Annotated in this window: 23 protein-coding genes; 11 read left to right on the top strand and 12 right to left on the bottom strand. The window is 61.3% G+C overall.

Translation table 11 applies throughout. From position 1 onward, the window contains the following. Window positions 1-375: 375 nt before the first annotated feature. The gene (locus tag ACAX43_RS05545; RefSeq protein WP_370707408.1) at window positions 376-945 is read right to left on the bottom strand and encodes a pseudouridine synthase; all 570 of its coding nucleotides are present in this window, start codon (window positions 943-945) and stop codon (window positions 376-378) included. Between the two features lie 335 nt (window positions 946-1,280). On the opposite strand from ACAX43_RS05545, the gene icd reads away from it, so the two are divergent. Beyond that, window positions 1,281-2,537 (top strand): NADP-dependent isocitrate dehydrogenase, encoded by a 1,257-nt coding sequence (gene icd, locus ACAX43_RS05540; RefSeq protein ID WP_370707407.1) that lies wholly within the window; start codon window positions 1,281-1,283, stop codon window positions 2,535-2,537. A 262-nt stretch (window positions 2,538-2,799) separates the two neighbouring features. Here icd and ACAX43_RS05535 read toward each other — a convergent pair whose 3' ends face one another. Continuing rightward, window positions 2,800-3,006, bottom strand: coding sequence for a cold-shock protein (locus ACAX43_RS05535; protein WP_007180614.1), 207 nt, complete (start codon window positions 3,004-3,006; stop codon window positions 2,800-2,802). 547 nt (window positions 3,007-3,553) lie between these two features. On the opposite strand from ACAX43_RS05535, the gene clpS reads away from it, so the two are divergent. Beyond that, window positions 3,554-3,868, top strand: coding sequence for an ATP-dependent Clp protease adapter ClpS (gene clpS, locus ACAX43_RS05530; RefSeq protein ID WP_006050100.1), 315 nt, complete (start codon window positions 3,554-3,556; stop codon window positions 3,866-3,868). After that, a complete protein-coding gene (clpA, locus tag ACAX43_RS05525; protein WP_120289911.1) occupies window positions 3,865-6,162 on the top strand; it encodes an ATP-dependent Clp protease ATP-binding subunit ClpA in 2,298 nt (765 codons plus the stop codon). Before clpS ends, clpA begins: the two co-directional genes overlap by 4 nt. Window positions 6,163-6,277: 115 nt before the next feature. Here clpA and dut read toward each other — a convergent pair whose 3' ends face one another. The 6 genes from dut to ACAX43_RS05495 form a co-directional block, all read right to left on the bottom strand. After that, a complete protein-coding gene (dut, locus tag ACAX43_RS05520; RefSeq protein WP_370707406.1) occupies window positions 6,278-6,724 on the bottom strand; it encodes a dUTP diphosphatase in 447 nt (148 codons plus the stop codon). A gap of 14 nt (window positions 6,725-6,738) precedes the next feature. Next, window positions 6,739-7,758, bottom strand: a complete 1,020-nt coding sequence (locus tag ACAX43_RS05515; protein ID WP_370707405.1) for an LLM class flavin-dependent oxidoreductase — start codon at window positions 7,756-7,758, stop codon at window positions 6,739-6,741. Between the two features lie 78 nt (window positions 7,759-7,836). Beyond that, a complete protein-coding gene (coaBC, locus tag ACAX43_RS05510; protein WP_370707404.1) occupies window positions 7,837-9,051 on the bottom strand; it encodes a bifunctional phosphopantothenoylcysteine decarboxylase/phosphopantothenate--cysteine ligase CoaBC in 1,215 nt (404 codons plus the stop codon). A 164-nt stretch (window positions 9,052-9,215) separates the two neighbouring features. Continuing rightward, window positions 9,216-9,722: a signal peptidase II gene (gene lspA, locus ACAX43_RS05505; protein ID WP_370707403.1), complete on the bottom strand. Its 507-nt coding sequence runs from the start codon at window positions 9,720-9,722 to the stop codon at window positions 9,216-9,218. Beyond that, the gene (gene ileS / locus ACAX43_RS05500) at window positions 9,722-12,559 is read right to left on the bottom strand and encodes an isoleucine--tRNA ligase (RefSeq protein WP_370707402.1); all 2,838 of its coding nucleotides are present in this window, start codon (window positions 12,557-12,559) and stop codon (window positions 9,722-9,724) included. The genes lspA and ileS overlap by 1 nt, the downstream gene beginning before the upstream one ends. Window positions 12,560-12,728: 169 nt before the next feature. Next, window positions 12,729-13,724 (bottom strand): bifunctional riboflavin kinase/FAD synthetase, encoded by a 996-nt coding sequence (locus ACAX43_RS05495; RefSeq protein WP_370707401.1) that lies wholly within the window; start codon window positions 13,722-13,724, stop codon window positions 12,729-12,731. A gap of 117 nt (window positions 13,725-13,841) precedes the next feature. Here ACAX43_RS05495 and purN point away from each other — a divergent pair, with 117 nt between their 5' ends. The 6 genes from purN (at window position 13,842) to nadC (ending at window position 20,749) form a co-directional block, all read left to right on the top strand. Next, complete coding sequence (purN, locus tag ACAX43_RS05490; RefSeq protein ID WP_370707400.1) at window positions 13,842-14,495, top strand: phosphoribosylglycinamide formyltransferase; 654 nt, start codon at window positions 13,842-13,844, stop codon at window positions 14,493-14,495. Then, complete coding sequence (locus ACAX43_RS05485; RefSeq protein WP_370707399.1) at window positions 14,492-15,751, top strand: RsmB/NOP family class I SAM-dependent RNA methyltransferase; 1,260 nt, start codon at window positions 14,492-14,494, stop codon at window positions 15,749-15,751. Before purN ends, ACAX43_RS05485 begins: the two co-directional genes overlap by 4 nt. A 73-nt stretch (window positions 15,752-15,824) precedes the next feature. Further along, complete coding sequence (locus tag ACAX43_RS05480; protein ID WP_370707398.1) at window positions 15,825-17,180, top strand: mechanosensitive ion channel family protein; 1,356 nt, start codon at window positions 15,825-15,827, stop codon at window positions 17,178-17,180. A gap of 203 nt (window positions 17,181-17,383) precedes the next feature. Continuing rightward, window positions 17,384-18,580, top strand: a complete 1,197-nt coding sequence (locus ACAX43_RS05475) for a fatty acid desaturase (RefSeq protein WP_370707397.1) — start codon at window positions 17,384-17,386, stop codon at window positions 18,578-18,580. Window positions 18,581-18,710: 130 nt separating this feature from the next. Next, the gene (gene nadA, locus ACAX43_RS05470; RefSeq protein WP_370707733.1) at window positions 18,711-19,850 is read left to right on the top strand and encodes a quinolinate synthase NadA; all 1,140 of its coding nucleotides are present in this window, start codon (window positions 18,711-18,713) and stop codon (window positions 19,848-19,850) included. Then, complete coding sequence (gene nadC / locus ACAX43_RS05465) at window positions 19,850-20,749, top strand: carboxylating nicotinate-nucleotide diphosphorylase (RefSeq protein ID WP_370707396.1); 900 nt, start codon at window positions 19,850-19,852, stop codon at window positions 20,747-20,749. Before nadA ends, nadC begins: the two co-directional genes overlap by 1 nt. Window positions 20,750-20,834: 85 nt before the next feature. Here nadC and nadB read toward each other — a convergent pair whose 3' ends face one another. The 4 genes from nadB to radC all read right to left on the bottom strand — a co-directional run bounded on the left by nadB (window position 20,835) and on the right by radC (window position 24,177). Continuing rightward, on the bottom strand, window positions 20,835-22,433 hold the full coding sequence (gene nadB, locus ACAX43_RS05460) for an L-aspartate oxidase (RefSeq protein ID WP_370707395.1): 1,599 nt from the start codon (window positions 22,431-22,433) through the stop codon (window positions 20,835-20,837). A gap of 237 nt (window positions 22,434-22,670) precedes the next feature. Next, complete coding sequence (rpmG, locus tag ACAX43_RS05455; RefSeq protein WP_007180630.1) at window positions 22,671-22,838, bottom strand: 50S ribosomal protein L33; 168 nt, start codon at window positions 22,836-22,838, stop codon at window positions 22,671-22,673. A 10-nt stretch (window positions 22,839-22,848) separates the two neighbouring features. After that, complete coding sequence (rpmB, locus tag ACAX43_RS05450) at window positions 22,849-23,082, bottom strand: 50S ribosomal protein L28 (protein WP_370707394.1); 234 nt, start codon at window positions 23,080-23,082, stop codon at window positions 22,849-22,851. A gap of 240 nt (window positions 23,083-23,322) precedes the next feature. Then, window positions 23,323-24,177, bottom strand: coding sequence for a DNA repair protein RadC (gene radC, locus ACAX43_RS05445; RefSeq protein WP_370707393.1), 855 nt, complete (start codon window positions 24,175-24,177; stop codon window positions 23,323-23,325). A 202-nt stretch (window positions 24,178-24,379) separates the two neighbouring features. On the opposite strand from radC, the gene ACAX43_RS05440 reads away from it, so the two are divergent. Continuing rightward, window positions 24,380-24,835, top strand: a complete 456-nt coding sequence (locus ACAX43_RS05440) for a peptidylprolyl isomerase (protein WP_370707392.1) — start codon at window positions 24,380-24,382, stop codon at window positions 24,833-24,835. Between the two features lie 2 nt (window positions 24,836-24,837). Then, window positions 24,838-25,797, top strand: a complete 960-nt coding sequence (gene ispH / locus ACAX43_RS05435; protein WP_370707391.1) for a 4-hydroxy-3-methylbut-2-enyl diphosphate reductase — start codon at window positions 24,838-24,840, stop codon at window positions 25,795-25,797. Window positions 25,798-26,296: the final 499 nt, after the last annotated feature.

Genomic DNA, 26,296 nt, shown 5'->3' with positions numbered 1-26,296 from the left:
CCTTTCGGTTGACAGCCGCATCGAACAATTTTTCGACACGTCTGCCTAGCGCTCAGACTCCCTGTACTTACCGCTTGCGCGGCTTGTGCAAAGGCCCTTAAGGCTGAATGCCGGATAGCTTCGGGCGGCATCTGCGTCGAATAACGCGTGAGCTCGCGTGCCGGTTGACGTGAATTTTCCGGAAAATTTATATGTCCACGCGCGCATGCGAATGGATAACCGTACGACGATCGCCGGCGTGGTTGTTTCACGCATCTCTCATTTTGGTTTCACGCGCCATTTTGTTTGCGGATACAACGAGTTAGATTTTTTACTGGCGGTGAAAATGCCCATTCACTCTGGGTTCGTGCAGGCGTTGCGCTTATTCCATAGCGTTCAAACCACGCCTTCCCATGGTGCCTTGGTTGGCAATTCGACACTCTCTCCCGGCTGCAGTCCGAGTGAAAAAATGTCAAGCGCGCCGACGCCAACGCGCACGAGGCGCAATGTCGGAAAACCGACCGCCGCGGTCATGCGACGCACCTGACGGTTCTTGCCTTCGGTGATCGACAACGCGATCCACGTGGTCGGAATGGCGGCGCGATAGCGGATCGGCGGATTGCGCACCCACAACGATCCGGCCGGTTCGACATACTCGGCGCGGCAGGGTCGTGTCACGTAATCGCCGAGATCCACACCCTGCGCGAGTTTCTTCAGCGTGGCTTCGTCGACCGCGCCTTCCACTTGTGCCCAATAACGTTTGACGAGCTTGTGACGCGGCTCGGCAATGCGTGCTTGTAGTGCGCCGTCGTCGGTGAGAAGCAGCAACCCTTCGCTATCGGAGTCGAGCCGGCCCGCCGGATAGACGCCGGGCACCTTGACCCAGTCGGCCAGCGACGCCCGCGTTTCGTGAGGCGAAAACTGGCAGATGGTACCGAACGGTTTGTTCAGGGCGAGAAGACGCATAGTGGAATGGTGAAAGTCGAGTGGCGGCCGCCGCAGCGTGAAGCGCAGATCGGGCTTTAAGGGCGCCGGTTCGGTAGTAAATGGCGGAATAGTAATGCATAATGCGCGACAGAAAGTCATTTGTCTTATATAAGATATAAGAGTATTCGGCCTGTCGTTTTGATTTTCGACAATGTTGGAAAACCCGGAGCCGCTATGGGCTCGTTGCAGCGTCCGTGTGGGCTAGAATAGGCGACCAGGGCGCTCGCAGGCGTCCGGCATTGCGCGTAGCGAGGAGCGGCCAGTTTCCGCAGTCTCCCATCAGCTTTCAGCACAGCCTTCACTGGAGTCCGATCATGCCGTATCAGCACATCAAGGTTCCGACCGGCGGTGACAAGATTACTGTCAACGCAGATTTCTCGCTCAATGTTTCCGACCAGCCAATCATTCCTTATATCGAAGGCGACGGTACGGGCCTCGACATCACGCCGGTGATGTTGAAGGTGGTGGATGCCGCAGTAGAAAAGGCCTACGCAGGCAAGAAGAAAATCCACTGGATGGAAATCTACGCAGGCGAGAAGTCGACCAAGGTGTACGGCCCGGACGTCTGGCTGCCGGAAGAAACGCTGCAGGTGCTGAAGGAATATGTGGTGTCGATCAAGGGTCCGCTCACCACCCCTGTGGGCGGCGGTATCCGTTCGCTGAACGTGGCGCTGCGTCAGGAACTCGATCTATATGTCTGCCTGCGCCCGGTGCAGTATTTCAAGGGCGTGCCGTCGCCGGTGCGTGAGCCGGAAAAGACCAACATGGTGATCTTCCGCGAGAACTCGGAAGACATCTACGCAGGTATCGAATGGGCTGCCGAGTCGGAACAGGCGAAGAAGGTCATCAAGTTCCTGCAGGAAGAAATGGGCGTGAAGAAAATCCGCTTCCCGGCAACGTCGGGGATCGGTATCAAGCCGGTGTCGCGCGAGGGCACGGAGCGTCTGGTGCGCAAGGCGATCCAGTATGCGCTCGACAATGAGCGCCGCTCGGTCACGCTGGTGCATAAAGGCAACATCATGAAGTTCACGGAAGGCGCATTCCGTGACTACGGTTATGCGCTGGCGCAAAAGGAATTCGGTGCGGAGCTGATCGACGGCGGCCCGTGGATGAAGATCAAGAACCCGAAAACGGGTGGCGACGTCGTGGTGAAGGATGTAATCGCCGACGCGTTCCTACAGCAGATCCTGTTGCGCCCGGCCGAATACGATGTGATCGCCACGCTGAATCTGAACGGCGACTACGTGTCGGACGCGCTGGCTGCGCAAGTGGGCGGTATCGGGATTGCGCCGGGCGCGAACATGTCGGATTCGGTTGCAATGTTCGAAGCCACGCACGGCACCGCGCCGAAATACGCAGGGAAGGACTACGTGAATCCGGGTTCGGAAATCCTCTCGGCAGAGATGATGCTGCGCCATCTGGGCTGGATCGAAGCAGCCGACCTGATTATCAAGTCGATGGAAAAGTCGATTCTGCAAAAGCGGGTCACGTATGACTTCGCCCGCTTGATGGAAGGCGCGACGCAAGTATCCTGCTCGGGCTTTGGTCAGGTGTTGATCGAAAACATGTAAGCGATTCGCGCCGGGTTCCCCGGCTCGTGTTAAAAACCCCGGCGCCGTGCCGTTCAGAGGCGGCCGGGGTTTTTTTTTGGCGTGTCGAAATGGTGGATGGAAAGTGCGATAACGTACGGAAAACTGACGGATCCCTGATACTCGGGACAACATCTGCCTTCGCCGGTGTCCAGAGGGTGCCTAAGGCCTGCGATCAGAACGCGCCGCGCAAAAAAGAAACCCGGCACGAAGCCGGGTTTCAAAGGACGGGTAACGAACAGTTTCAGGCGGGTGCCTGGATGTTCGATGCCTGTTTGCCTTTCGGGCCTTGCACGACCTCGAAGGTTACTTTTTGACCTTCCTTGAGGGTCTTGAACCCATTCATCTGGATGGCCGAGAAGTGTGCAAACAGATCCTCACCACCTTCGTCAGGCGTGATGAATCCGAAACCTTTTGCGTCATTGAACCATTTGACCGTACCAGTTGCCATTCCAACTTCCCCTGTAACTCATGTCACTACCACGAGCCCTCGAAAAGCTCGACGACCGCGCGAGGCAGCCGCTCCCTCCTCACAAGCTCACCATCGGCATTTTTTCGGATTATGGCTCAGTGAAAAAAGTGCCAGCTTGATTGTTGAGGCTCTTAATTCGAGTGTCAAGAAAATTTTGAGATGCCGGTGTCGCGTTGCAAACAGGCACTTTCCAGGGTATTTCCCGCTTTCGTTATGTGCGGTTGCGCAAGCGGGCCGTCTTGAAAAGTCGCATAATCGACTCACTTGCTGTTCAGCGGTTAGCCCGCCGCCGGTTGGCCCGGCGAGCGCCCTCAGCCAGCTCCGGCAGGTTGTGCGATACTCGATCCGACTGCGGCGCAGCATGGCCGCGACGCATCACAGGAAAGGGCCGGCTCCGCAATCGGCTCGTCGAATGACGCAACGCTTGGGGGTAATCACCCATCAAGCGGTAGCGAACGGGCTTACCGGCCGGTCGGCCGGGTTTTGACAGGATTGCGGGCCTGTCCTAGTTGTTTAGAATGGGTGTATGGCGATTATCCCGGACAAGCAGGACGGCACCGTACTGGAGCGGCAGGAAAAGAAGCTGAAGCCGCCGTCCATGTACAAGGTGGTGCTGCTGAATGACGACTTCACGCCAATGGAATTTGTCGTGATGATCGTGCAGGAATACTTCAATAAAGATCGAGAAACCGCAACACAGGTTATGTTGAAGGTGCATCGCGAGGGCAGGGGAGTTTGTGGGGTCTATACGCGGGACATCGCGTCGACCAAAGTCGAGCAAGTCGTTACCCACGCACGGCAGGCCGGGCATCCGCTGCAGTGTGTGATGGAGGAAGCATGATTGCCCAGGAACTGGAAGTCAGCCTGCACATGGCGTTCATGGAAGCACGCCAGGCGCGGCACGAGTTCATCACGGTCGAACATCTTTTGCTGGCACTGTTGGACAATCCAACGGCCGCGGAGGTGTTGCGTGCATGCGCGGCCAATATCGAGGATCTGCGCCAGAACCTGCGCAACTTCATTCATGACAACACGCCTACCGTGCCCGGCACGGACGACGTCGACACGCAGCCCACGCTGGGTTTCCAGCGTGTGATCCAGCGCGCGATCATGCATGTGCAATCCACCTCGAATGGCAAGAAGGAAGTGACCGGCGCGAATGTGCTGGTCGCGATCTTCGGCGAGAAGGACTCGCATGCGGTGTACTACCTGCAGCAGCAGGGCGTGACGCGGCTGGACGTGGTGAACTTCATTTCGCATGGCATCGCCAAGACCAGCAGCACGGACGCCGCGAAAGCGAGCGACGCGAATGCCGAGTCCGACGAGGCTGCCGCGCAGAAGGAAACGCCGCTCGCCCAGTTCACGCAGAACCTGAACCAGATGGCGAAAGACGGCCGCATCGATCCGCTGATCGGGCGCGAGTCGGAAGTCGAGCGCGTGGTCCAGGTGCTGTGCCGCAGGCGCAAAAACAATCCGCTACTGGTCGGTGAGGCCGGCGTCGGCAAGACCGCGATCGCCGAAGGACTCGCCTGGCGCATTACGCGCGGCGAAGTGCCGGATATCCTGGCCGATGCGCAGGTGTATTCGCTCGACATGGGCGCGCTGCTCGCCGGCACCAAGTATCGCGGCGACTTCGAGCAACGCCTGAAGACGGTCCTCAAGGAATTGAAGGAACGTCCGCACGCCATCCTGTTCATCGACGAAATTCATACGCTGATCGGCGCGGGTGCCGCGTCGGGCGGTACGCTGGACGCATCGAATCTACTGAAGCCGGCTTTGTCGTCGGGCACACTGAAGTGCATCGGTGCGACCACGTTCACGGAATATCGCGGCATCTTCGAAAAGGATGCGGCATTGTCGCGTCGTTTCCAGAAGGTCGACGTGACCGAGCCTACCGTCGAACAGACGGTGGCGATCCTGCGCGGCCTGAAGTCGCGTTTCGAAGAGCATCACGGCGTGAAGTATTCGTCGGGTGCGCTGTCGGCGGCGGCTGAATTGTCGGCACGCTTCATTACGGATCGTCATTTGCCGGACAAGGCGATCGACGTGATCGACGAAGCGGGCGCGGCACAACGCATCCTGCCGAAGTCGAAGCAGAAGAAGACCATCGGCAAGAACGAGATCGAAGAAATCATCTCGAAGATCGCCCGTGTCCCGCCGCAAAGCGTGTCGCAAGACGATCGCAGCAAGCTGCAAACGCTGGATCGCGATCTGAAGAGCGTGGTGTTCGGGCAAGACCCGGCCATCGACGCGCTGTCGGCCGCGATCAAGATGGCGCGCGCGGGTCTCGGCAAGCTGGACAAGCCGATCGGCGCGTTCCTGTTCTCCGGTCCCACCGGCGTCGGCAAGACGGAAGTGGCGAAGCAACTGGCGTTCACGCTGGGGATCGAACTGATCCGCTTCGACATGTCGGAATACATGGAACGTCATGCGGTGAGCCGTTTGATCGGCGCGCCGCCGGGCTATGTCGGTTTCGACCAGGGCGGTCTGTTGACCGAAGCCGTCACGAAGAAGCCGCACTGCGTGTTGTTGCTCGACGAAATCGAGAAGGCGCATCCGGACATCTACAACGTGCTGCTGCAGGTGATGGACCACGGCACGCTGACGGACAACAACGGCCGTAAGGCGGATTTCCGCAACGTCATCATCATCATGACGACGAATGCGGGCGCCGAGGCGATGGGCAAATCGGTGATCGGCTTCACGAATCGCCGGGAGACCGGCGACGAAATGGTCGACATCAAGCGCATGTTCACGCCGGAGTTCCGTAACCGTCTGGACGCGACGATCAGCTTCCGCTCGCTCGATGAAGAAATCATCATGCGCGTGGTCGACAAGTTCCTGATGCAACTGGAAGATCAGCTGCATGAGAAGAAGGTCGATGCGCTCTTCACCGACGCACTGCGTGCGCATCTCGCCAAGCACGGTTTCGATCCGTTGATGGGCGCGCGGCCGATGCAGCGTCTGATCCAGGACACGATCCGTCGTGCACTGGCCGACGAGTTGCTGTTCGGCAAGCTGATGAACGGCGGCCGCGTGACGGTGGATGTCGATGCGGAAGACAAGGTGCAGTTGACCTTCGACGAGCATCCGGCGCCGCGCAATCCGAATCCGGAAGCGGTCGAAGTCGAGTAAGTTTGAGTCGTACCTGAAAGCAGAACGGCGCGGGATTAAACCCGCGCCGTTCTGCTTTTTGCGTTCTTGACTATACGTCGCATTGCGGTCCATGCCGCAATGCGATGCGGCATCCTTAGTGCTTGCCCGTGCTGCCGAAACCGCCCGCACCACGCTCGCTTTCCGCAAAATCATCCACGATATTGAACTCGGCCTGAACCACCGGCACGATCACCAGTTGCGCGAGGCGCTCCATCGGATTCAGCACGAACGTAGTCTCGCCACGGTTCCACGTCGAGATCATCAGCTGACCTTGGTAATCCGAATCGATCAGGCCGACCAGGTTACCCAGCACGATGCCATGCTTATGGCCCAGACCCGAGCGCGGCAGAATCAACGCGGCATAGCCCGGATCGGCGACGTGAATCGCCAGACCCGTCGGCACCAGCGCGGTTTCGCCGGGTTTCAGCGTCAACGGTTCGTCGAGGCAGGCGCGCAGGTCGAGGCCCGCGCTGCCGGTGGTTGCGTAGGCCGGGAGTTGGTCGCGCATCCGCGCATCGAGAATCTTCAGGTCGAGTTTCATGCAGGTTCGAAGGTTTAAGGGGTGGGGGCCGGGCGTCCAAGTTCGAACGCTTCGGCGAGAAGTTCATAGGAGCGCAGGCGAGCGCGGTAGCTGCCCGCCACGGTGAGCACGATCAGTTCGTCGGCCTGGAATTGCGCCTGCAAGTCTTGCATGCGTTCGGTTACGGTTTCCGGCGTGCCGATGATACTGCGCGGCTTCTCGCGGTCGATCACCAGTTGCTCGCGTTCGCCGTATTCCTGCGCGACGCCCTGTTCGACCGTCGGGATCGGCTCGTTCAAGCCATAAGCCATTTGCACCCGACGCAAGTCGACGGCTTTCTCCAGGTCGGCCGCTTCCTGTTCGGTGTCCGCGCAGATGACGAACGCGGCCGCAGCCAGATAGGGTTGCTGCGCTTCCTGGCTGGCTTTGAATCGATCCCGATAGGCGAGCGCCACTTGATGCCCGAAGTGCGCGTTGATGAAATGCGCGAATGCGAAACGGATGCCCAGTTGCGCCGCCAACAGGCCGCCGAATTCGCTCGAACCGAGTATCCACAATTGCGGACGCGTATTGATCTGCGGTTGCAGGAGCACGCCGTGCGCGAGATGACCCTCGGGCAGTGTGCCGTGCATCAGGCCGACCAGATCCGCGACTTGCTGCGGGAAAATGTCGCCGCGATTGTAGGCGCCAGCGGCCACCGCTTGCGCCGTGCGCATATCGCCGCCCGGCGCGCGTCCTACGCCGAGATCGATGCGATTCGGAAAGAGCGCCTCAAGCATCATGAATTGCTCGGCGACCTTGAACGGGCTGTAGTACGGCAGCATGATGCCACCGGAGCCGATGCGAATACGTTTGGTCACGCTGCCGAGGCGCGCCAGCATCACCTCAGGGCAAGGATTCGACACGCCGCGCAAGCCGTGATGCTCTGCGCACCAGTAGCGCGTGTAGCCGAGATCGTCAGCAAGCTGGGCGAGTTCGACGGTGGCGGCGATCGCGTCTGCCACTGAGTGCCCGCCGATCACGGGCGTTTGATCGAGCACGGAAAGTAGCGTCATGGCAGTACTGCTCCAGATGATTCAGTGCGCTAGAAAGCGGCTCGCGATGGCTGCAAGCAGCACCGCCGCGAGTCGCTATCAGCGAATCAGACTTGTGTCGGGCAGACGCTTCGCAATTTCGGCGATCAAGGCGCGCGCGAGCGTCTGCTTGTCGGCGCGCGGCAGCTTCGTTGCGCTGCCAGCTTCGAACAGAATGACCTCGTTATCGTCGAGGCCGAAGGTCAGCGGTCCGAGATTGCCGATCAACAGCGGCACATTCTTGCGCAGGCGCTTTTCTTCGCCATGCACTTCGAGGTCGCCGCTTTCCGCTGCAAAGCCGACTGCGAACGGCGGATGCGGCAGGCTCGCGACCGAGGCCAGAATGTCCGGATTCTCGACGAACGAGAAGGTCGGCAGCGCACGGTCAGCGGCCTTCTTGATCTTGTGCTCGCTGGCATGATCGACGCGCCAGTCGGCCACCGCGGCTACGCCGATGAAAATGTCGTAGTCGGCGACCGAGCGCATCACCGCCTCGTGCATCTGCTGCGCGGTTTGCACGTCTTCGCGGAATACGCCCCACGGCGTTTCCAGGGCGACGGGACCGGCCACCAGGTGCACGTCGGCACCGGCTTGCTGCGCGGCCCGCGCCAACGCAAAGCCCATCTTGCCACTCGAACGATTGGTGATGCCACGCACTGGATCGAGTGGTTCGAAGGTCGGACCGGCGGTCAACAACACGCGACGCCCGGACAGGATCTTGGGCGCGAAGAACGACGCGATCGCTTCGTAAGTAGCGGCCGCTTCGAGCATCCGCCCGTCTCCGACTTCGCCGCACGCCTGCGGACCCGAATCCGGGCCGAGCACTTCGATGCCGTCCGCGCGCAGTTGCGTGACATTGCGCTGCGTGGCCGGGTTTTGCCACATCTGCCGGTTCATCGCGGGCACGACGAGCAGCGGACAATCGCGCGCGACACATAGCGTCGAGAGCAGATCGTCGGCCATGCCGTGCGCAAGTTTGGCGAGGAAATCGGTGGAGGCGGGCGCAATGACGATCGCGTCGGCTTCACGTGACAGATCGATGTGCGCCATGTTGTTCGGCACGCGCCCGTCCCACTGGCTCGTGTACACCGGCCGGCCGGAGAGGGCCTGCATCGTGACGGGGGTGATGAATTGCGTCGCCGCTTCGGTCATCACGACCTGCACGGTTGCGCCGGCCTTGGTCAACAGACGCGAGAGTTCGGCGATCTTGTAGCAGGCAATGCCGCCCGTCATGCCGAGGACGAGGTGTTTTCCTGCGAGTTCTGCGGTTGCCAACGAAAGCCTCCGACAAAGCGTGGTGGCGGGCTAGCGGTGCGGGTGTCGCCCCGCTAGCCGCCTGCGAACCGGGCGTTACCGCGGACAAAGGCGCGGACAAAGGCGCAAACATAGCCCGGACGCAAGCGCGCACATAAAGCGCGGCCCAAACGGCCTAAGCGGCGTTAGCGTGAGCCGCGCACGCGCCGCAACTCGTCGAGCACGAGCAGGATCGCCCCGATCGTGATCGCGCTGTCGGCGAGATTGAACGCCGGCCAATGCCATGTGCGCACATGGAAATCGAGAAAGTCGATCACATGGCCGTACGCGAGCCGGTCGATCACGTTGCCGAGCGCCCCGCCGAGAATCAGCGAGAGCGCCGTGCAGAACATCTTCTGTCCGCCATGACGCTTGAGCAGGTAGCAGATCACGAGTGCCGCGACCACGCCGAGCGCGGTGAACGCCCAGCGCTGCCAGCCGCCCGCCATCGCGAGGAAGCTGAAGGCGGCGCCACGGTTGTACACGAGGATCAGGTTGAAAAACGGCGTGACCTCATGCGGAACCCCGTAGGCGAACACTTTCTGAATCGCGATCTTGGTGAGCTGATCGAACAGAATCACGATCAGCGCGACGCCAAGCCAAGGCGCCAGCGAACTGTTTCCAGACGACGTTTTCGACATGGTTCTTGCCATTATGCCGCGCTCCTCGTTTCGCCGTTGCCGAACAGATTGCTGAAGCAGCGGCCGCACAGGTTGGGATGCTCGGCGTTGGTGCCGACGTCCGCGCGGTAGTGCCAGCAACGCTCGCACTTCAGATACTTCGAGGCGATGACTTCGACGCCTTCTTCCGCCTCGCTGCCGACCTTCACAACGTTCGCCGCCGACGTGATCAGCACGAACTTCAGGTCGTCGGCGAGGCTGGCGAGCGCGTCGTAACGCGCGCCGCTCGCGCGGATTTCGACTTCAGCCTGCAGCGACGAACCAATCAGGTTCGCGACACGTGCTTCTTCCAGCGCCTTGGTCACGTCGCTACGCGCGGCGCGCAGCAGCGTCCATTTGTCGAGCAGGTTGCCGGCGTCCGGCACGGCCGGGAACGCGTGGTAGGTCTCGGTGAAGATCGTTTCGCTGTTCGGCGAGAAGATCTTCCACGCTTCTTCGGCGGTGAACGACAGGAACGGGGCCATCAAGCGCAGCAGGCCGTGCGCGATGTGATACAGCGCGGTCTGAGCCGAACGGCGAGCGACGGAGTCGGCCGCCGTGGTGTACAGGCGGTCCTTCAGCACGTCCAGATAGAAGCCGCCGAGGTCTTCGGAGCAGAACGTTTGCAGCTTCGCGACTACCGGGTGGAATTCGTACTTTTCGTAGTGCGAGAGGATGTCGTTTTGCAGATTCGCCGACAGCGCCACCGCATAGCGATCGATCTCGAGCCAGTCTTCCACCGGACGCGCGTGTTGCGCGAAGTCGAAGTCCGACAGGTTCGCGAGCAGGAAGCGCAGCGTGTTGCGGATACGGCGATAGCCTTCCGTCACGCGCTTCAGGATTTCCTCGGAGATCGCGAGTTCTCCCGAGTAATCGGTCGAGGCGATCCACAAACGGATGATTTCCGCGCCGAGGCGGTTCGCCACTTCATGCGGATCGATACCGTTGCCGAGCGACTTGCTCATCTTGCGGCCTTCGCCGTCGACCGTGAAGCCGTGCGTCAGCAGCGCGTTGTAGGGCGGGCGGCCGTCGAGCATCGACGCCGTCAGGAGCGACGAGTGGAACCAGCCGCGGTGCTGGTCCGAGCCTTCCAGATACAGATCGGCCGGGAATTGCAATTCGTCTTTATGCGAGCCGCGCAGCACGTGCCAGTGCGTCGTGCCGGAGTCGAACCAGACGTCGAGCGTGTCGCGGTTCTTCTCGTACATGTTGGCGTCGTCGCCGAGCAGTTCGCGCGGGTCGAGCGTTTGCCATGCTTCGATGCCGGCCTTCTCGACGCGTTGCGCGACTTTTTCGAGTAACTCCAGCGTGCGCGGATGCAGCTCGCCGGTTTCCTTGTGCACGAAGAACGCCATCGGCACGCCCCATTGACGCTGACGCGACAGCGTCCAGTCCGGGCGGTTGGCAATCATGCTGAACAGGCGCTGCTTGCCCCACGAGGGATAGAAGGCGGTGTTTTCGATGCCTTCGAGCGCGGTTTCGCGCAGCGTCCTGTCCGAGTCGTTCGGCTTCACGTCCATGCCGGCGAACCATTGCGAGGTTGCGCGGTAGATGATCGGCGTCTTGTGGCGCCAGCAGTGCATGTAGCTGTGCGTGTATTTCTCGGTGCGCATCAGCGAACCGGCAGCCTGCAGCGCTTCGACGATCTGCGGGTTGGCGGCCCAGATCGAGAGGCCGCCGAACAGCGCGAGCGATTCGATATAACGGCCGTCGCCCATCACCGGATTGATGATGTCCGAGTCGGACATGCCGTGCGCCTTGCACGACACGAAGTCTTCCACGCCGTACGCCGGCGACGAGTGGACCACCCCCGTACCCGTTTCGGTCGTCACGTACTCGCCGAGATAAACCGGCGCCGTACGCTTATAGCCCGGATGGGCGGACGCGAGCGGGTGATTGAAGCGCAGGTTGACGAGCTTCGCGCCCGGTGTGGTGGCGACGATCGTGCCTTCCAGTCCGTACAATTTCAGGCACGCTTCAACACGCTCTTCGGCGAGGATCAGCAAGCCGCGCGGTGTATCGACCAGCGCGTAGACGATTTCCGGGTGCAGATTCAGCGCTTGGTTGGCGGGAATGGTCCACGGCGTGGTGGTCCAGATCACGATGCCGCCTTCGTTACGCGGCAACGCATTCAAACCGAACGCCTGCGCGGTCTTTTGCGGTTCGGCGAAGCTGAACAGCACGTCGATGGTCGGATCGGTCTTGTCCTTGTATTCCACTTCCGCTTCGGCCAAGGCCGAGCCGCAGTCGAAACACCAGTTGACCGGTTTCAGGCCGCGGAACACGTAACCCTTTTCCAGGATCTTCGCGAGCGCGCGGATTTCGCCGGCTTCGTTCGTGAAGTTCATCGTCTTGTACGGGTTGTCCCAATCGCCGAGCACGCCCAGACGGCGGAAGCCGACCTTCTGCTTCTCGATCTGTTCGGTCGCGTAGGCGCGTGCCTTCTGCATTACTTCGGCGGCCGGCAGCGACTTGCCGAACTGCTTTTCGATCTGGATTTCGATCGGCATGCCGTGGCAATCCCAGCCCGGCACGTAGACCGCGTCGAAGCCCGCCAGATTGCGCGCCTTGACGATCATGTCCTTCAGGATCTTGTTCACCGCGTGGCCGAGGTGGATGTCGCCGTTCGCATACGGCGGCCCGTCGTGCAGGATGAACTTCTTACGGCCTTTGCTGGCTGCGCGGATCGTCTCGTAGACCTTGCGTTCCTGCCATTCCTTGACCCATTGCGGCTCGCGCTTGGGCAGGTCGCCCCGCATCGGGAACGGCGTGTCGAGCAGGTTGACCGGGTAGCGTGACTGCGGTTTCGAATCGGCTTTCTTATTGCTCATGATGAGGTCGCGGTGAATTCTTTCTATGCGCAGCAGAGCTGCGGTATGCGCAAGATGCGCAGGGCGTGGGGCGCGCCCGGCAGGCATGTCGCGTGATCCACGGACGCCCTTCGATGCGCGCAGCGGTGGGTACATGCAGCACTCAGTGCGCTCGCATGTACCGCGGCGGCTATCTAATTCGGTCGGTGGCCGAGGTGGCGAAACCGGTGGAACGGCTGCCCGGCGTGCCGGCGCCGACGGCCGCGAACCACGCGCGCGCATTGGCGACGTCGCGCGCGATGGCGGCGGTCAGCGTTTCGAGGTCGACGTACTTTTCCTCGTCGCGCAGCTTCTTCAGGAATTCGACGCGCACGAGTTTGCCATACGCGTCGCCGTGCCAGTCAAGCAAATGCACTTCGAGCAGCACGCGGCCGGAATCGTCGACGGTGGGGCGCAGGCCGAGGCTTGCGACACCGGGCAGCGGTTCGTCCGCCACGCCGTGCACGCGCACGACGAAAATGCCGGCGAGCGCCGGGCGCTTGTGCGCAATCGGCACATTGAGCGTGGGGAAACCGAGGTCGCGGCCAAGCTTCATGCCGTGCACCACGTGGCCGCTGATCAGGTAATCGCGGCCGAGCGCGGCACGGGCCGAATCAAGATCGCCCGCCACCAGCGCCGCGCGCACGCCCGAGCTGGAAATGCGCGCGCCGGACGGATCGGCCACGGTGGCCATTTGTTCGACCTCGAAACCGTATTGCTGGCCCGCGGCCTTGAGCGACGCGAAATCGCCCGCGCGCTTGGCGCCATAGCGGAAATCGTCGCCGATCATCACCCAGCGCGCATGCAGGCCGTTGACGATGATCCGTTCGACGAACGTATCCGGCGACTGGCTCGCGAAGGTGTGATTGAAATGCTCGACCACGACCCGGTCGACGCCGTTGGTACGCAGCGCCTCGAGCTTGTCGCGCAGCATCGCGATACGCGGCGGCGCGCCGGCGGGGTTGAAGAATTCGCGTGGGTGCGGCTCGAAGGTCATCACGCAGACGGGCAGGCCGCGTGCATCGGCTGCGGCCCGGACGTGGGCGAGCAAAGCCTGATGGCCGCGGTGGACACCGTCGAAGTTGCCGATGGTCAGTGCGCAGGGCGCACGGCTTTCGGCATTGGGAAGACCGCGGAAGACTCTCACGATAGCGGGTTTGAGGTAGGGCGGCCAGGATGCCGCAAAACAAACGATTATAAACGCTCAGCGCAGGAGACGGCGGCGCGTCACGGTTTCGGGGCCTCCGAATGATAAAATCCGCGGATGAAAAAACTCGTCATCCTGATTTCCGGACGGGGAAGCAACATGGAAGCTATCATTCGCGCCTGCGCGGACGAAGGCTGGCCGGCGCAGGTCGCCGCCGTGATTGCCAACCGTCCTGACGCTGCGGGCCTTGCGTTCGCTGCGTCGCACGGTATTGCCACGGCGGTGGTCGATCACCGCCAGTTTCCCGAGCGCGACAGCTTCGACGCCGCGCTCGCGCGCGAAATCGACGCCTTCGCGCCTGATCTGGTAGCGCTCGCCGGCTTCATGCGGGTGCTCACGGCCGGTTTCGTCGACCATTACGCCGGACGCATGCTGAACGTGCATCCGTCGCTGCTCCCGAGCTTTCCGGGTCTGAAAACGCATCAACAGGCGCTTGACGCCGGCGTGCGGCTGCACGGCGCGTCAGTGCATTTTGTCACGTCGCAGCTCGATCACGGGCCGATCGTCGCGCAGGCGGCGGTCCCCGTCGAGTCAGGCGACACCGCCGCCACGCTCGCCGAACGCGTGCTGGCAACCGAACACATTATTTATCCACGCGCGGTGCGCTGGTTCGTCGAAGGGCGTCTTGCTCTCGACGGCTTGCGCGTCACGCTTACGCCGCCGGAGCCGCAATGGCTCTTTGCCGGTCACACCGCCGGAGAGGGCGCATGAGATTACATGGTTTTTTGATTGGACAAACCGAGACTTTGCTGGCTGAAGTCTTGAAGCTGAACGGCCCGGCCGACGCCACGACGAGCCGCTTTTTCCGCGCCCACCCCAAGCTCGGGCACGGCGAACGGGGCGTGATCGCCGAGGCAGTCTTCGCGGTGCTGCGCCGCCGGATGGAGTTTGCCCATCTGGCCGAAGGCGGCGCGGGCAGTCCGGCCCGCCGCATGGCCTTGCTGGGACTGATGCAGACGGCGGGGCGCACGGCGCTCAAGCCGTTTGTCTCGGAAACCGAGTCGCATTGGCTCGAACACGTCGCAAGGATCGACCCGGAAAGCCTGCCGCTGCGGATTCGCCTGAATCTGCCCGACTGGATCTATCAGGCGCTCTCCAAGCGTTTCGAGCCTGCGGAACTGGCGCAACTGGCCGCCGCGCTGAACTACCCGGCGCCGCTGGATCTGCGCGCGAACCCGATCAAGGCAAGCCGCGACGACGTGCTGAACGCACTGTCGAAGGCGGGCATCGAAGGCGAGGCGACGCCGTTTGCGCCGTTTGGCGTGCGGGTGGTCGGCAAGCCGCCGCTCACCAAGCTCGACGCGTTCCAGCACGGCTGGGTCGAAGTCCAGGACGAAGGCAGCCAGTTGCTGTGCTCGCTGGTCGCGCCCAAGCGCGGGGAGATGATTGTCGACTTCTGCGCGGGCGCGGGCGGCAAGACGCTGGCGCTGGGCGCTGCGATGCGCTCTACCGGGCGTCTGTACGCATTCGATATCTCCGAACGGCGTCTGGCCAAGCTCAAGCCGCGCCTTGCGCGCAGCGGGCTGTCCAATGTGAACCCGGTGCTGATCGACAGCGAACACGATGCCAAGATCAAGCGTCTGGCCGGCAAGATCGACCGCGTGCTGGTCGACGCGCCGTGCAGCGGCTTGGGGACCCTGCGCCGCAATCCCGACCTCAAATGGCGCCAGTCGCCGGATTCGGTTGCCGAGCTGGCGCCGAAGCAGGCGTCGATTCTGGCCAGCGCCTCGCGTCTGGTGAAGAAGGGCGGCCGTCTCATCTACGCAACCTGCTCGATTCTGGAAGCGGAAAACGAAGCTGTCGTGCAGCAATTCCTCACCGACCATCCGGACTTCGCACTGGTGCCCGCGCGTGATGTGCTGGCCGAGCAACGCATCGAGCTGGAAATGGGCGACTACCTGTCGCTGTGGCCGCACCGCCACGCAACCGACGGCTTCTTCGCCGCCGTGCTGGAACGCCAGAGCTAACGGGTGCAATGGCTTGGTCGGCGTGCCCGCGTTCTTCTGCTGAACAGGGCGCGCCGGCGATTTTCGCGACATCATGCAAAACCGCATTTTTTCTCATATGTTCGGCGACCTCGCGCACGACTTCGGCCAATCGGTGATGCTATGGCAAATCAGCGTCCTGCTCGGGACGCTGGTCACTGCATGGCTGCTCGCGCGCCTGCTGCGCCGAACGCTCGATCTGCGCCGGCAGACGCGTTACCAGACGCTGCGCTTCGGCGCGGAAAGCCTGAACCGCGCGTTCTTTCCGTTGATCGGCGCGGCGCTTGTCTGGCTTGCACGGGCGATCACCGGCCAGTTCATGCATACCGCGCTGCTCGATCTGGCGCTGGTGCCGCTGTTCGGCATCGGCTTGATTTACATCGTGTTTTTCTTCGCGCGACGCGTGTTTAGTCACGACGGCGAGACGCATCCGTGGCTGTTCCTGGTCGAGAAGATCGTCTCGCTGGTGGTGTGGATCGGCATGGTGCTCACCGTGATGGGCATTCAGGAAGACGTGATCGCGTGGATGGCGAGCGTGCGCTTCAGGGTCGCCAACGCGCACATGACGCTGCTCTCGCTCACCACGGGCCTCCTGTGGGTCTGCGTGACGATGATCGTCGCGATGTGGCTCGGGGCCACGTTCGAAGACCGCCTGATGCGCTCGAAGACGCTCGACGCCAACCTCAAGGTCGTGGTGGCGCGCGTCGGCCGCGCAGCTTTCGTGCTGGCGGCGGTGCTGATCAGTCTGTCGCTGGTCGGCATCGACATTACGGTGTTGGGCGTGTTCGGCGGCGCGCTGGGTGTCGGGCTCGGGTTCGGGCTGCAGAAGATCGCCAGCAATTATGTGTCCGGTTTCATCATCCTGATCGACCGGTCGCTGCGCATCGGCGACACGATCAACGTCAGCGGCCTGCAGGGCAGGGTCACGCAGATTCGCACGCGCTATACGGTGGTGCGTGGGCTGGACGGGATTGAGACGCTGATTCCGAACGAAAAGCTGATTACGGACGTGGTGCAGAACCAGTCTTCCTATCAGACGCGCGGTTACGCCAAGGTGGCCGTGCAGGTCGCGTACACGTCCGACGTCGAGCAGGCGATGGCGCTGCTTGTCCAAGCTGCTCACGACGTCGCGCGGGTGCTTCAGGAGCCGGCGCCCACGCCTTACCTGGCGAGCTTCGGCGCCGACGGCATCAATCTCGAATTGGGCTTCTGGATCGAAGACGCGGCGACCGGCACGTCGAGCGTGCGCTCGACCGTCAATCGCAACATATGGCGTTTGTTCTCCGAACACGACATCTCAATTCCCTTTGCGCAACGCGAAGTGCGAATCGTCGGCAACATGAGCGACGCGATGCCGCATGCGGTAACAATGACCGCGCCCGCGGCTAATGAGGCCGACGGCGCCCACTGACGGGCGCTTCGAACCCGCCGGCGGGTCTGAAAAAGACCTGCGGCGGGTTCCTTCCGATTGATGTCGCACAAAAAATCCCTATTTGTTACAAACACTTGGAACGCTTCAAGTAGAATGTCGTCCAATCCCGCTGTATGCTTTCACTTTCTTGACACGCGCATTTTGCGTGTGTCTGGCGTCTCTTGTTCCACAGGTAAATTGCCTTGTTGAATTCTTTGCTCGATTTCCTTGCCCACGGTTTGCTCCACTTCTCGTGGTGGCAACTTGTGCTGTACACACTGGTCGCGACACACATCACGATCATTGGCGTGACGGTCTATCTGCATCGCTGCCAGGCGCACCGCGCGCTGGAGCTGCATCCGGTCGTCAGCCATTTCTTCCGCTTCTGGCTGTGGATGACCACCGGCATGCTGACCGGCCAGTGGGCTGCGATTCACCGTAAGCACCACGCCAAGTGCGAGACCGAAGAAGATCCGCACAGCCCGCAAACGCGCGGCATCTGGAAGGTGTTGCTCGAAGGCGCGGAACTGTACCGTTCCGAAGCCAAGAACGAAGAAACGATGCGCAAGTTCAGTCACGGCACGCCGAATGACTGGATGGAACGCAACGTCTACACCAAGTACCCGATTCTCGGCGTGAGCCTGATGATGGTGCTGAACGTCGCGCTGTTCGGCGTCGTCGGCCTGACGATCTGGGCCGTGCAGATGGTATGGATTCCGTTCTGGGCAGCCGGTGTGGTCAACGGCCTCGCGCACTTCTGGGGCTACCGCAACTTCAATTCGTCGGATGCCAGCACGAACATCTTCCCGTGGGGCATCCTCATTGGCGGTGAAGAGCTGCATAACAATCACCACACGTATGCGACGTCGGCCAAGCTGTCGAACAAGTGGTACGAGTTCGATATCGGCTGGATGTACATCCGTATCATGTCGGCGTTCCGTCTGGCCAAGGTGAAGAAGATCGCGCCCACGCCCCGTCTGACCACCGGCAAGCTCGTTCTCGATCAGGACACGCTGCAGGCCGTGCTGGCGAACCGCTACGAAGTGATGGCGCGTTACGGCAAGGCGCTCAAGCGCGCGTACCGCCAGGAATTGGCGCATCTGAAGGAAGTGGGCGCGCGTGAGAAATATCAGGTGATGCGCGGTGCGCGTAGCTGGTTCCACAAGGAAGAAGCGGGTCTCGATGAACCGCAGAAGCGCCAGCTGCCGCAGATCTTCGCGAACAGCCAGAAGCTCAAGACCTATATCGACATGCGCAATGAGTTGGCGGCGATGTGGGAGCGCTCGAATGCGTCGCGCGATCAACTGCTGGTTCAGTTGCAAGACTGGTGTCATCGTGCCGAGCAGAGCGGTATTAAAGCGCTGCAAGAATTTGCGATGCGCCTGCGACGTTATGCTTGATCGCGAAATCCATTAAAATTTCGTTACGTCACAAAACCCCGCGTTGGCGGGGTTTTGCTTTTTGGGCTGCGGAAACTGCAACGACACGCGATTGACGGTCCGCAGCGGCAAAGCGAAGGCAGAGGAGATCATGGATCAGCAGGCGATCAGGACCGTCGAATACGACCGGCCACAGGCGCAGGGCACGACCTGCGGGATCGGGCAGGCGTGGGCGAAGGTGCCCGACGTGCCGTCGGCGAAAGAGAAGACGGCGCTAAAGGAGCGCATCCGCGCATTGCTTAAGCGCGAGAAAGCGGTGCTCGTCGCGCATTACTATGTCGACGCCGAATTGCAGGAGCTCGCCGACGAAACCGGTGGCTGCGTGGCCGACTCGCTGGAGATGGCGCGCTTTGGCCGCGATCATGAGGCGCAAACACTGGTAGTCGCGGGCGTGCGCTTCATGGGCGAGACCGCGAAAATCCTGAGTCCGGACAAACGCATTCTGATGCCCGATCTCGATGCGACCTGTTCGCTTGATCTCGGTTGTCCAGTCGATGAGTTCTCGGCTTTCTGCGACGCTCATCCCGATCGCACGGTGGTCGTGTACGCCAACACTAGCGCGGCCGTCAAGGCGCGCGCCGACTGGATGGTGACGTCGTCCATCGGTCTGGAAATCGTCGCAGATCTGCATGCGCGCGGCGAAAAGATCATCTGGGCGCCAGATCGGCACCTTGGCAACTATATCCAGAGCAAGACCGGCGCGGACATGTTGCTGTGGCAGGGCTCCTGTCTCGTACATGACGAGTTCAAAGGCATCGAACTCGATCTGCTGCGCGCCGAATATCCGGGCGCGAAAGTGCTGGTGCATCCGGAGTCGCCGGCCAATGTGGTTGCACAAGCGGACGTGGTGGGTTCGACAACCCAACTCATCGACGCCGCGCAAAAACTCGACGCCACGCATTTCATCGTGGCGACCGATCTCGGCATTCTGCATAAGATGCAGCTCGCCGCACCCGGCAAGACGTTGATCGCCGCGCCGACGGCGGGCAACAGCGCGACCTGCAAGAGCTGCGCGCACTGCCCGTGGATGGCGATGAACGGCCTCGCCAATCTGGCCGATGTGCTCGAACGCGGCCACAACGAGATCGTCGTCGACCGTGCGATCGGCGAGCGGGCGCGACTGCCGATCGACCGGATGCTCGACTTCGCGGCGCGTCACAAGAAGCGCGTGCAGGCCAGTGGCGATCTCGCGCGTGACGCGCAACTGTATTCGAACGTGGGAGCAGCCTAATGGGTGCGGTGGAACGCAATCAGTTGGAAGCGGTGTCGCCGCTGTTCGCTGAAATTCAGGCGCAGTACGGCGCGGCATTCGAGGCTGCGTTGGCGCGCAACGTGACTGACGCTCTCGCCGAAGATGTCGGCGCAGGCGATCAGACCGGCCGCCTTGTCCCTGCGGGCGACGTGCGCGATGCACGCATCATCGTGCGTGAAGATGCTGTGCTGTGCGGCGTGCCCTGGTTCAACACGGTGATGCGCCAGGTCGATCCGCGCATTGACGTGCGGTGGTGTTATCGCGAGGGCGATCGGATGACGGCTGACTCGCCCGTCTGTGAGCTACGCGGTCCGGTCCGCGCGCTGTTGACCGCTGAACGCAATGCGCTGAACTTCTTGCAACTGTTGTCGGGCGTGGCGAGCGCAACGCGCCGCTATGTCGACGCTATCGCTCATACGCAAACGCGCATCCTCGATACACGCAAAACCTTGCCGGGTTTGCGGCTCGCGCAGAAGTACGCGGTGCGTGTCGGGGGCGGCGCGAATCAACGGCTCGCGTTGTATGACGGCATTCTGATCAAGGAAAACCACATTGCCGCAGCCGGCGGTGTCGGGGCGGCAATGGACGCAGCGCTCGCGTTGAATGCGGGCGTATCGATCCAGATCGAAGTCGAGACACTGGAGCAATTGGAAGCGGCGTTGGCGCATCACGCGCAGTCGATTCTGCTGGACAACTTCTCGTTCGACGCGATGCGCGACGCGGTCCGCATCACGGCAGGGCGGGCGGTGCTGGAGGTCTCGGGCGGCGTGAACTTCGAGACGGTGCGGACGATTGCGGAAACGGGCGTCGATCGTGTGTCGATCGGTGCGCTGACCAAGGACGTGCGCGCAACGGATTACTCGATGCGGGTTGTCTGAGGTGAGTGCATAAGCTGTCGAAGCCGATGAAAAAGGCCATCGCGGGATTTGTCCGCGATGGCCTTTTTATTTCAACTGATACGAATCAAACGTTGCGATTGCGTACGTGTTCCGGCGACAGCACCGTCGGCAGCGCCTTAGGCAACGTGGCGGGCCAGTCACGGCTGAAGTGCAAACCGCGGCTTTCGCGCCGCGAGCGAGCGCCTTCGACGATCAGCGACGCCACATCCACCAGATTGCGTAGTTCAAGTAAATCGCGGCTCACCTTGAAGTTCGCGTAGTACTCTTGAATCTCGTCGCGCAGCAGGGCAAGCCGATGTTTGGCTCGGGCCAGCCGCTTGTCGGTGCGCACGATGCCCACGTAGTTCCACATCAAGCGACGCAGTTCGTCCCAGTTGTGCGCGACCACCACTTCTTCGTCCGGATCGGACACCCGGCTTTCGTCCCAGTCCGGCAGCGGCGCATGGACGGCAGCGCTGAAGCCTTCTTCCTCAATGGCCTGCGCGGCGGAGCGTCCGATCACTAGGCACTCGAGCAAGGAGTTGCTGGCAAGCCGATTCGCGCCGTGCAGGCCGGTGCATGACGTCTCGCCAACCGCATAGAGGCCCGCAAGATCGGTTCGACCGGCCAGATCGGTGACGACGCCGCCGCACGTATAGTGCGCGGCCGGCACAACCGGAATCGGTTCTTTGGTGATGTCGATGCCGAACTCCAGGCAGCGGGCCAGAATCGTGGGGAAGTGTTCGCGCAGGAACTCGGGCGGTTGATGGCTGATGTCGAGATACACGCAATCGATGCCGCGCTTCTTGATCTCGAAGTCGATCGCGCGCGCGACGATATCGCGCGGCGCCAGTTCGGCGCGTTCGTCATGGTTCGGCATGAAGCGTGTGCCATCCGGCAGCTTCAGGATGCCGCCTTCGCCGCGCACCGCCTCCGAGATCAGGAACGACTTCGCATAAGGATGGAACAGGCAGGTCGGATGGAACTGGATGAATTCCATGTTCGACACGCGGCAGCCGGCGCGCCACGCCATCGCGATGCCGTCGCCGGTCGCGGTGTCGGGGTTGGTGGTGTATAGATAGACCTTGCCGGCGCCGCCGGTGGCGAGCACCGTGTGCGGCGCTTCGATTGTCACGGTGCGGCCGCTTTGCAGATCGAGCGCGTACAAGCCGTGGCAGCGGCGGCCTGGCAGACCGAGACGGTCCGAGGTGATCAGATCGATCGCATAATGGTCTTCGAGCAGGGTGATGTTCGGATGGCGGCGTACACGTTCGCTGAGCGTGGCGACCACTGCATGGCCCGTTGCATCCGCAGCATGAATGATCCGGCGATGACTGTGACCGCCTTCGCGTGTCAGATGAAAGCCGAGCTCGGCGGCGTCGTCTTTGGTGAATGGCACGCCTTGCTCAATCAGCCATTCGATCGCGGCACGCCCATGTTCGACGATAAAGCGTGTCGCCGCCTCGTCGCACAATCCGCCGCCGGCGATCAGCGTATCGCGCACGTGGTTCTCAATGCTGTCCGCCGAATCCAGCACTGCGGCAATGCCGCCTTGCGCCCAATCGCTCGCGCCTTCTGTCATCGATCGCTTGGCGACCACCGCAACCCGCCGGGTCTCCGCGAGATTGAGCGCGACGCTCAAGCCTGCCAGACCGCTACCGACAATCGCCACATCGAATTCCATCGCCTACATCTCCGTCTTTCGTTTTTGCCATGACGGCGCGCCATCCGCACGCCGCTAAAACGAGAAAGGATACGCGTCACGGCGAATGAGGGAAAGCTGGCCGAATGGGGTAAGACTGTCTGAATAGGACAATGGCGACTAAACAGCGCACCATTGGCACGCTGAAAACAAAAAAGCCCCGCACGAATGCGAGGCTTTTTGCAAATCTTTTTGTCTTCGTCAGGCAGGAGCCAAGACTTACTTGATCTTGGTTTCCTTGTACTCAACATGCTTACGGACGACCGGATCAAATTTCTTGATCAGCATCTTTTCCGGCATGTTGCGTTTGTTCTTCGTCGTCGTGTAGAAATGACCCGTGCCTGCGGTCGATTCCAACTTGATCTTGTCGCGTGCGCCTTTCGCCATGATTTACTCCTTAGGCTTCACCGCGTGCACGCAGATTTGCGAGCACAGCGTCGATACCGTTCTTGTCGATCAGGCGCAGGCCGGCGTTCGAAACGCGCAGACGCACCCAACGGTTTTCGCTTTCCACCCAAATACGGCGGTTTTGCAGGTTCGGCAGGAACCGGCGCTTGGTTCTGTTGTTTGCGTGGGAAACGTTGTTGCCGCTCATCGGCGCTTTCCCAGTTACTTGGCATACGCGTGCCATGAGAGCACTCCTAATACGCTAATTCTGAGTTCGAACGCCGTGAAAGTTTCCCGAAAAGAGCCGCGCTTAAGTTTTGTGAAACTTCGGTCGCTTTTCCTTTCCGGAACGCCTTGGTGGCTTCGGAACAGGGGGTTGGAAATAGGCAAACCGGAATTATAGCGGAAAAAAAGCCGCAAAATCAAACCTTATTTGCGATGCCGGGACACGGTGCCAAGCTGTCGCGGCCCTGTTCAGATCTCGTCACGGCCAGCCGGCGCGGGCAAAGGAGTACGTGCTATCCGCACCGATCACCAGGTGATCGATCAGTTGCACGTCGATCAGCGCGAGGGCGTCGCGCAGCGTGTGCGTCAGCCGGCAGTCGCTCGCGCTGGGTTGGACGGCGCCTGAAGGGTGATTATGCGCGACGATCAGACTGGCGGCATTCAGACTGAGCGCTCGCCGCACGATCTCACGCGGATAGACGGCCATGCGCGTGAGCGTACCCCGTGCGCTTTCCTCGCAGCGGATCAGCCGGTGACGGGCGTCAAGAAAGAGCGACACGAAAACCTCTTGCGCATGGCCACCGATCCGCAAGCGCAGGTAATCTTCCACCGCCTCGGGCGAGTTCATCAGCGAGCGCTGACGCATTTTATCGGCTAGCGAGCGCCGCGCCATCTCCATGATGGCGAGCAGTTGCGCCTTTTTCGCGGGCCCGATGCCGCGCAGGCCCTCGAAATCCGTGTAGGTTGCATCTAGCATCGCGCGCAGTGTGCCGAACCGGTCGAGCAGCGTGCGGGCGAGGTGGAATACATCGTGGCCGGGCAGGCCCGAGCCTAGCACCAGCGCGATCATGTCGGTATCCGACAGGACGCCGGGTCCTTCTTCGATTAGCCTTTCGCGCGGCATGTCGCTTTTATGCCATTTGCCTCGTACGAGCTTTCGGGATGGGGGCGTGCCGGAGTTCGCGATGCTAACTGCGTTGCCAACTTCGGTACTGGCAACGGCGGCGGATGCGCGGACCGGCGCCACGACCAGCAGTGCGGCGGCGGACGCCGCGGGTTCCGGCAATGCCGCTTCGAGCGTTGCTTCGTCAATCGTGCGGGCGTAGTCGACCATATGTATACGTGTCCTCGGGTTCGGGTTTGGTGAGGCGGGCGATGCCCCGGCCTTGGCGGGGTGCGCGCGACGGACCCAAGCCGCCGCCCGCTATGTGGCTTACAATAGGCGCTTTGCGCAAGGCACCTCCAACGGTTTGCCACACGCGTCGACTGCGTCCGCGGCGCACGCGTGCAGCGCGCTTCGACTGAGCGAGCATTGCATGAGCATCATCGACATTTCCGAAGTGAAACCCGGTTCACACGTGACGCTTCACTACCGGCTTTCCCTTGCCGATGGCGCCGAAGTCATCAATACGTTTACCGAGAGGCCTGCCACGCTTCTGCTCGGGGCGGGTCAATTGGCGCCCCCGCTGGAAGATATTTTGCTGGGTTTGAAGGTAGGCCACCATTCGACCTTTCAGCTAGCGCCGGGTCAGGCGTTCGGTCCCCGCAATCCGGAACTGATCCAGCGTGTGTCGCTGGCTACGCTGCGCGAAAACAGCATGATCGGCGAGGATTTTTCGCCGGGCGATCTGGTCGAATTTAACGCGCCGGGTGGCGGCCGCTACGCCGGCGTCCTGAAGGAAGTCGGTGAAACGTCGGCTCTGTTCGATTTCAACCACCCGCTTGCCGGCCAGGCGCTGGCGTTTGAAGTGAAAATCATCGGGATTCTGTAAACATGAGCATCACGGATACGACTCTTGCCGACGCCGAGATCCTGCTGGCGCAGCCGCGTGGATTCTGTGCCGGCGTCGATCGGGCTATCGAAATCGTCGAGCGGGCCATCAAGCTGCATGGCTCGCCGATCTACGTACGCCACGAAATCGTCCATAACGCCTATGTCGTCGAGGATCTGCGCAAGAAGGGTGCAATCTTCATCGAGCAACTGGAAGAAGTACCCGCGGGCAATACGGTCATTTTCAGCGCGCATGGCGTCTCGAAGGCAGTGCGCGTGGAAGCCGAGTCGCGCGGCCTGCGGGTGTACGACGCCACCTGTCCGCTTGTCACCAAGGTGCATATCGAGGTCGCGAAGATGCGCCAGGACGGGTTCGACATCGTGATGATCGGCCACAAGGGCCATCCTGAAGTCGAGGGCACGATGGGGCAGGCCGGCGCAGGCATGCATCTGGTCGAAGATATTGCAGACGTTCAGGCGCTAACCCTGGCCGATCCCGAGCGGATTGCGTTCGTCACACAAACCACCTTGTCGGTCGACGATGCGGCTGAGATCATCGGCGCCTTGAAGGCAAAATACCCGGCGATCCGCGAACCGAAGAAGCAGGACATCTGCTACGCCACGCAAAACCGCCAGGACGCGGTCAAGTTCATGGCGCCGCAATGCGATGTCGTGATCGTGGTCGGCAGCCCGAATAGCTCGAACTCGAACCGGTTGCGCGAGCTGGCCGAAAAGCTTGGCGTGCCTTCCTATATGGTGGACTCGCCGGACCAGATCGATCCGGTCTGGGTCGAAGGCAAGCGCCGGATCGGCGTGACGGCGGGCGCCTCGGCGCCGGAAGCGCTGGCGCAAGCTGTGATCGGCCGGTTACGGGAGCTCGGAGTGCGCAACGTCCGCGCGCTCGACGGTATCGAGGAAAACATCGCGTTTCCGCTGCCGCGCGGGCTGGGTCTGCCTGCCTGACAATTTGTTTTCGTTTTTGAAAGAAAAGCGCGCCTGAGAGCGCGCTTTTTTACGCCCGCAGATCCGCGAGCGCTTTCTTCATAAAGTGCCAGATCATCGATCAATGCTGTTTTCAGTGTCCTCCCACACAAATTCTTTTGAATTGCGATTTGGCTTTTAATCGATTTTCAGACGATCTGCCCCCGTTTTAATCACACTAAACGCGTTGCGCCCATTTTTGATGCACTAAAATAGTGCGTGCCTCCTGATATTGACAGAAACGTAATACATAACGAAAAGCACGGTGGAATCAGGGGTCGGGCCATATCGCTGCAACACTTGATGCCATTGGGTGCGGCGCTGGTGCAACTGGTGCACGAAAAACAGGCGCAACCGGGTTGCGCCATACACCGGCTTTCTCTCTCAAAATAAGGTTGCAATGCAGGAAAACCCCACCGTTTCAACAATATTGCGCGTCGCATAATTGGAGTTACAATGCGCGCGTTCTCAAGGCCTCCGG

Origin of the sequence: Paraburkholderia sp. IW21 (genome assembly GCF_041321145.1) — a bacterium.
In the GTDB taxonomy this organism is placed as follows: domain Bacteria; phylum Pseudomonadota; class Gammaproteobacteria; order Burkholderiales; family Burkholderiaceae; genus Paraburkholderia.
Note: the sequence above shows the minus strand (reverse complement) of the source record. Positions and strands in the feature narration are given on the sequence as shown.

Coding starts and splice junctions, on each gene's coding strand:
- dut (WP_370707406.1), bottom strand. CDS start 6,724: ATGAAACTCGACCTGAAGATTCTCGATGCGCGGATGCGCGACCAACTC.
- ACAX43_RS05545 (WP_370707408.1), bottom strand. CDS start 945: ATGCGTCTTCTCGCCCTGAACAAACCGTTCGGTACCATCTGCCAGTTT.
- clpS (WP_006050100.1), top strand. CDS start 3,554: ATGGCGATTATCCCGGACAAGCAGGACGGCACCGTACTGGAGCGGCAG.
- lspA (WP_370707403.1), bottom strand. CDS start 9,722: ATGGCAAGAACCATGTCGAAAACGTCGTCTGGAAACAGTTCGCTGGCG.
- nadB (WP_370707395.1), bottom strand. CDS start 22,433: ATGGAATTCGATGTGGCGATTGTCGGTAGCGGTCTGGCAGGCTTGAGC.
- ACAX43_RS05480 (WP_370707398.1), top strand. CDS start 15,825: ATGCAAAACCGCATTTTTTCTCATATGTTCGGCGACCTCGCGCACGAC.
- radC (WP_370707393.1), bottom strand. CDS start 24,177: ATGGTCGACTACGCCCGCACGATTGACGAAGCAACGCTCGAAGCGGCA.
- ACAX43_RS05515 (WP_370707405.1), bottom strand. CDS start 7,758: ATGACGCTACTTTCCGTGCTCGATCAAACGCCCGTGATCGGCGGGCAC.
- ACAX43_RS05440 (WP_370707392.1), top strand. CDS start 24,380: ATGAGCATCATCGACATTTCCGAAGTGAAACCCGGTTCACACGTGACG.
- ACAX43_RS05535 (WP_007180614.1), bottom strand. CDS start 3,006: ATGGCAACTGGTACGGTCAAATGGTTCAATGACGCAAAAGGTTTCGGA.
- clpA (WP_120289911.1), top strand. CDS start 3,865: ATGATTGCCCAGGAACTGGAAGTCAGCCTGCACATGGCGTTCATGGAA.
- nadA (WP_370707733.1), top strand. CDS start 18,711: ATGGATCAGCAGGCGATCAGGACCGTCGAATACGACCGGCCACAGGCG.
- nadC (WP_370707396.1), top strand. CDS start 19,850: ATGGGTGCGGTGGAACGCAATCAGTTGGAAGCGGTGTCGCCGCTGTTC.
- purN (WP_370707400.1), top strand. CDS start 13,842: ATGAAAAAACTCGTCATCCTGATTTCCGGACGGGGAAGCAACATGGAA.
- ispH (WP_370707391.1), top strand. CDS start 24,838: ATGAGCATCACGGATACGACTCTTGCCGACGCCGAGATCCTGCTGGCG.
- rpmG (WP_007180630.1), bottom strand. CDS start 22,838: ATGGCGAAAGGCGCACGCGACAAGATCAAGTTGGAATCGACCGCAGGC.
- ileS (WP_370707402.1), bottom strand. CDS start 12,559: ATGAGCAATAAGAAAGCCGATTCGAAACCGCAGTCACGCTACCCGGTC.
- ACAX43_RS05485 (WP_370707399.1), top strand. CDS start 14,492: ATGAGATTACATGGTTTTTTGATTGGACAAACCGAGACTTTGCTGGCT.
- rpmB (WP_370707394.1), bottom strand. CDS start 23,082: ATGGCACGCGTATGCCAAGTAACTGGGAAAGCGCCGATGAGCGGCAAC.
- icd (WP_370707407.1), top strand. CDS start 1,281: ATGCCGTATCAGCACATCAAGGTTCCGACCGGCGGTGACAAGATTACT.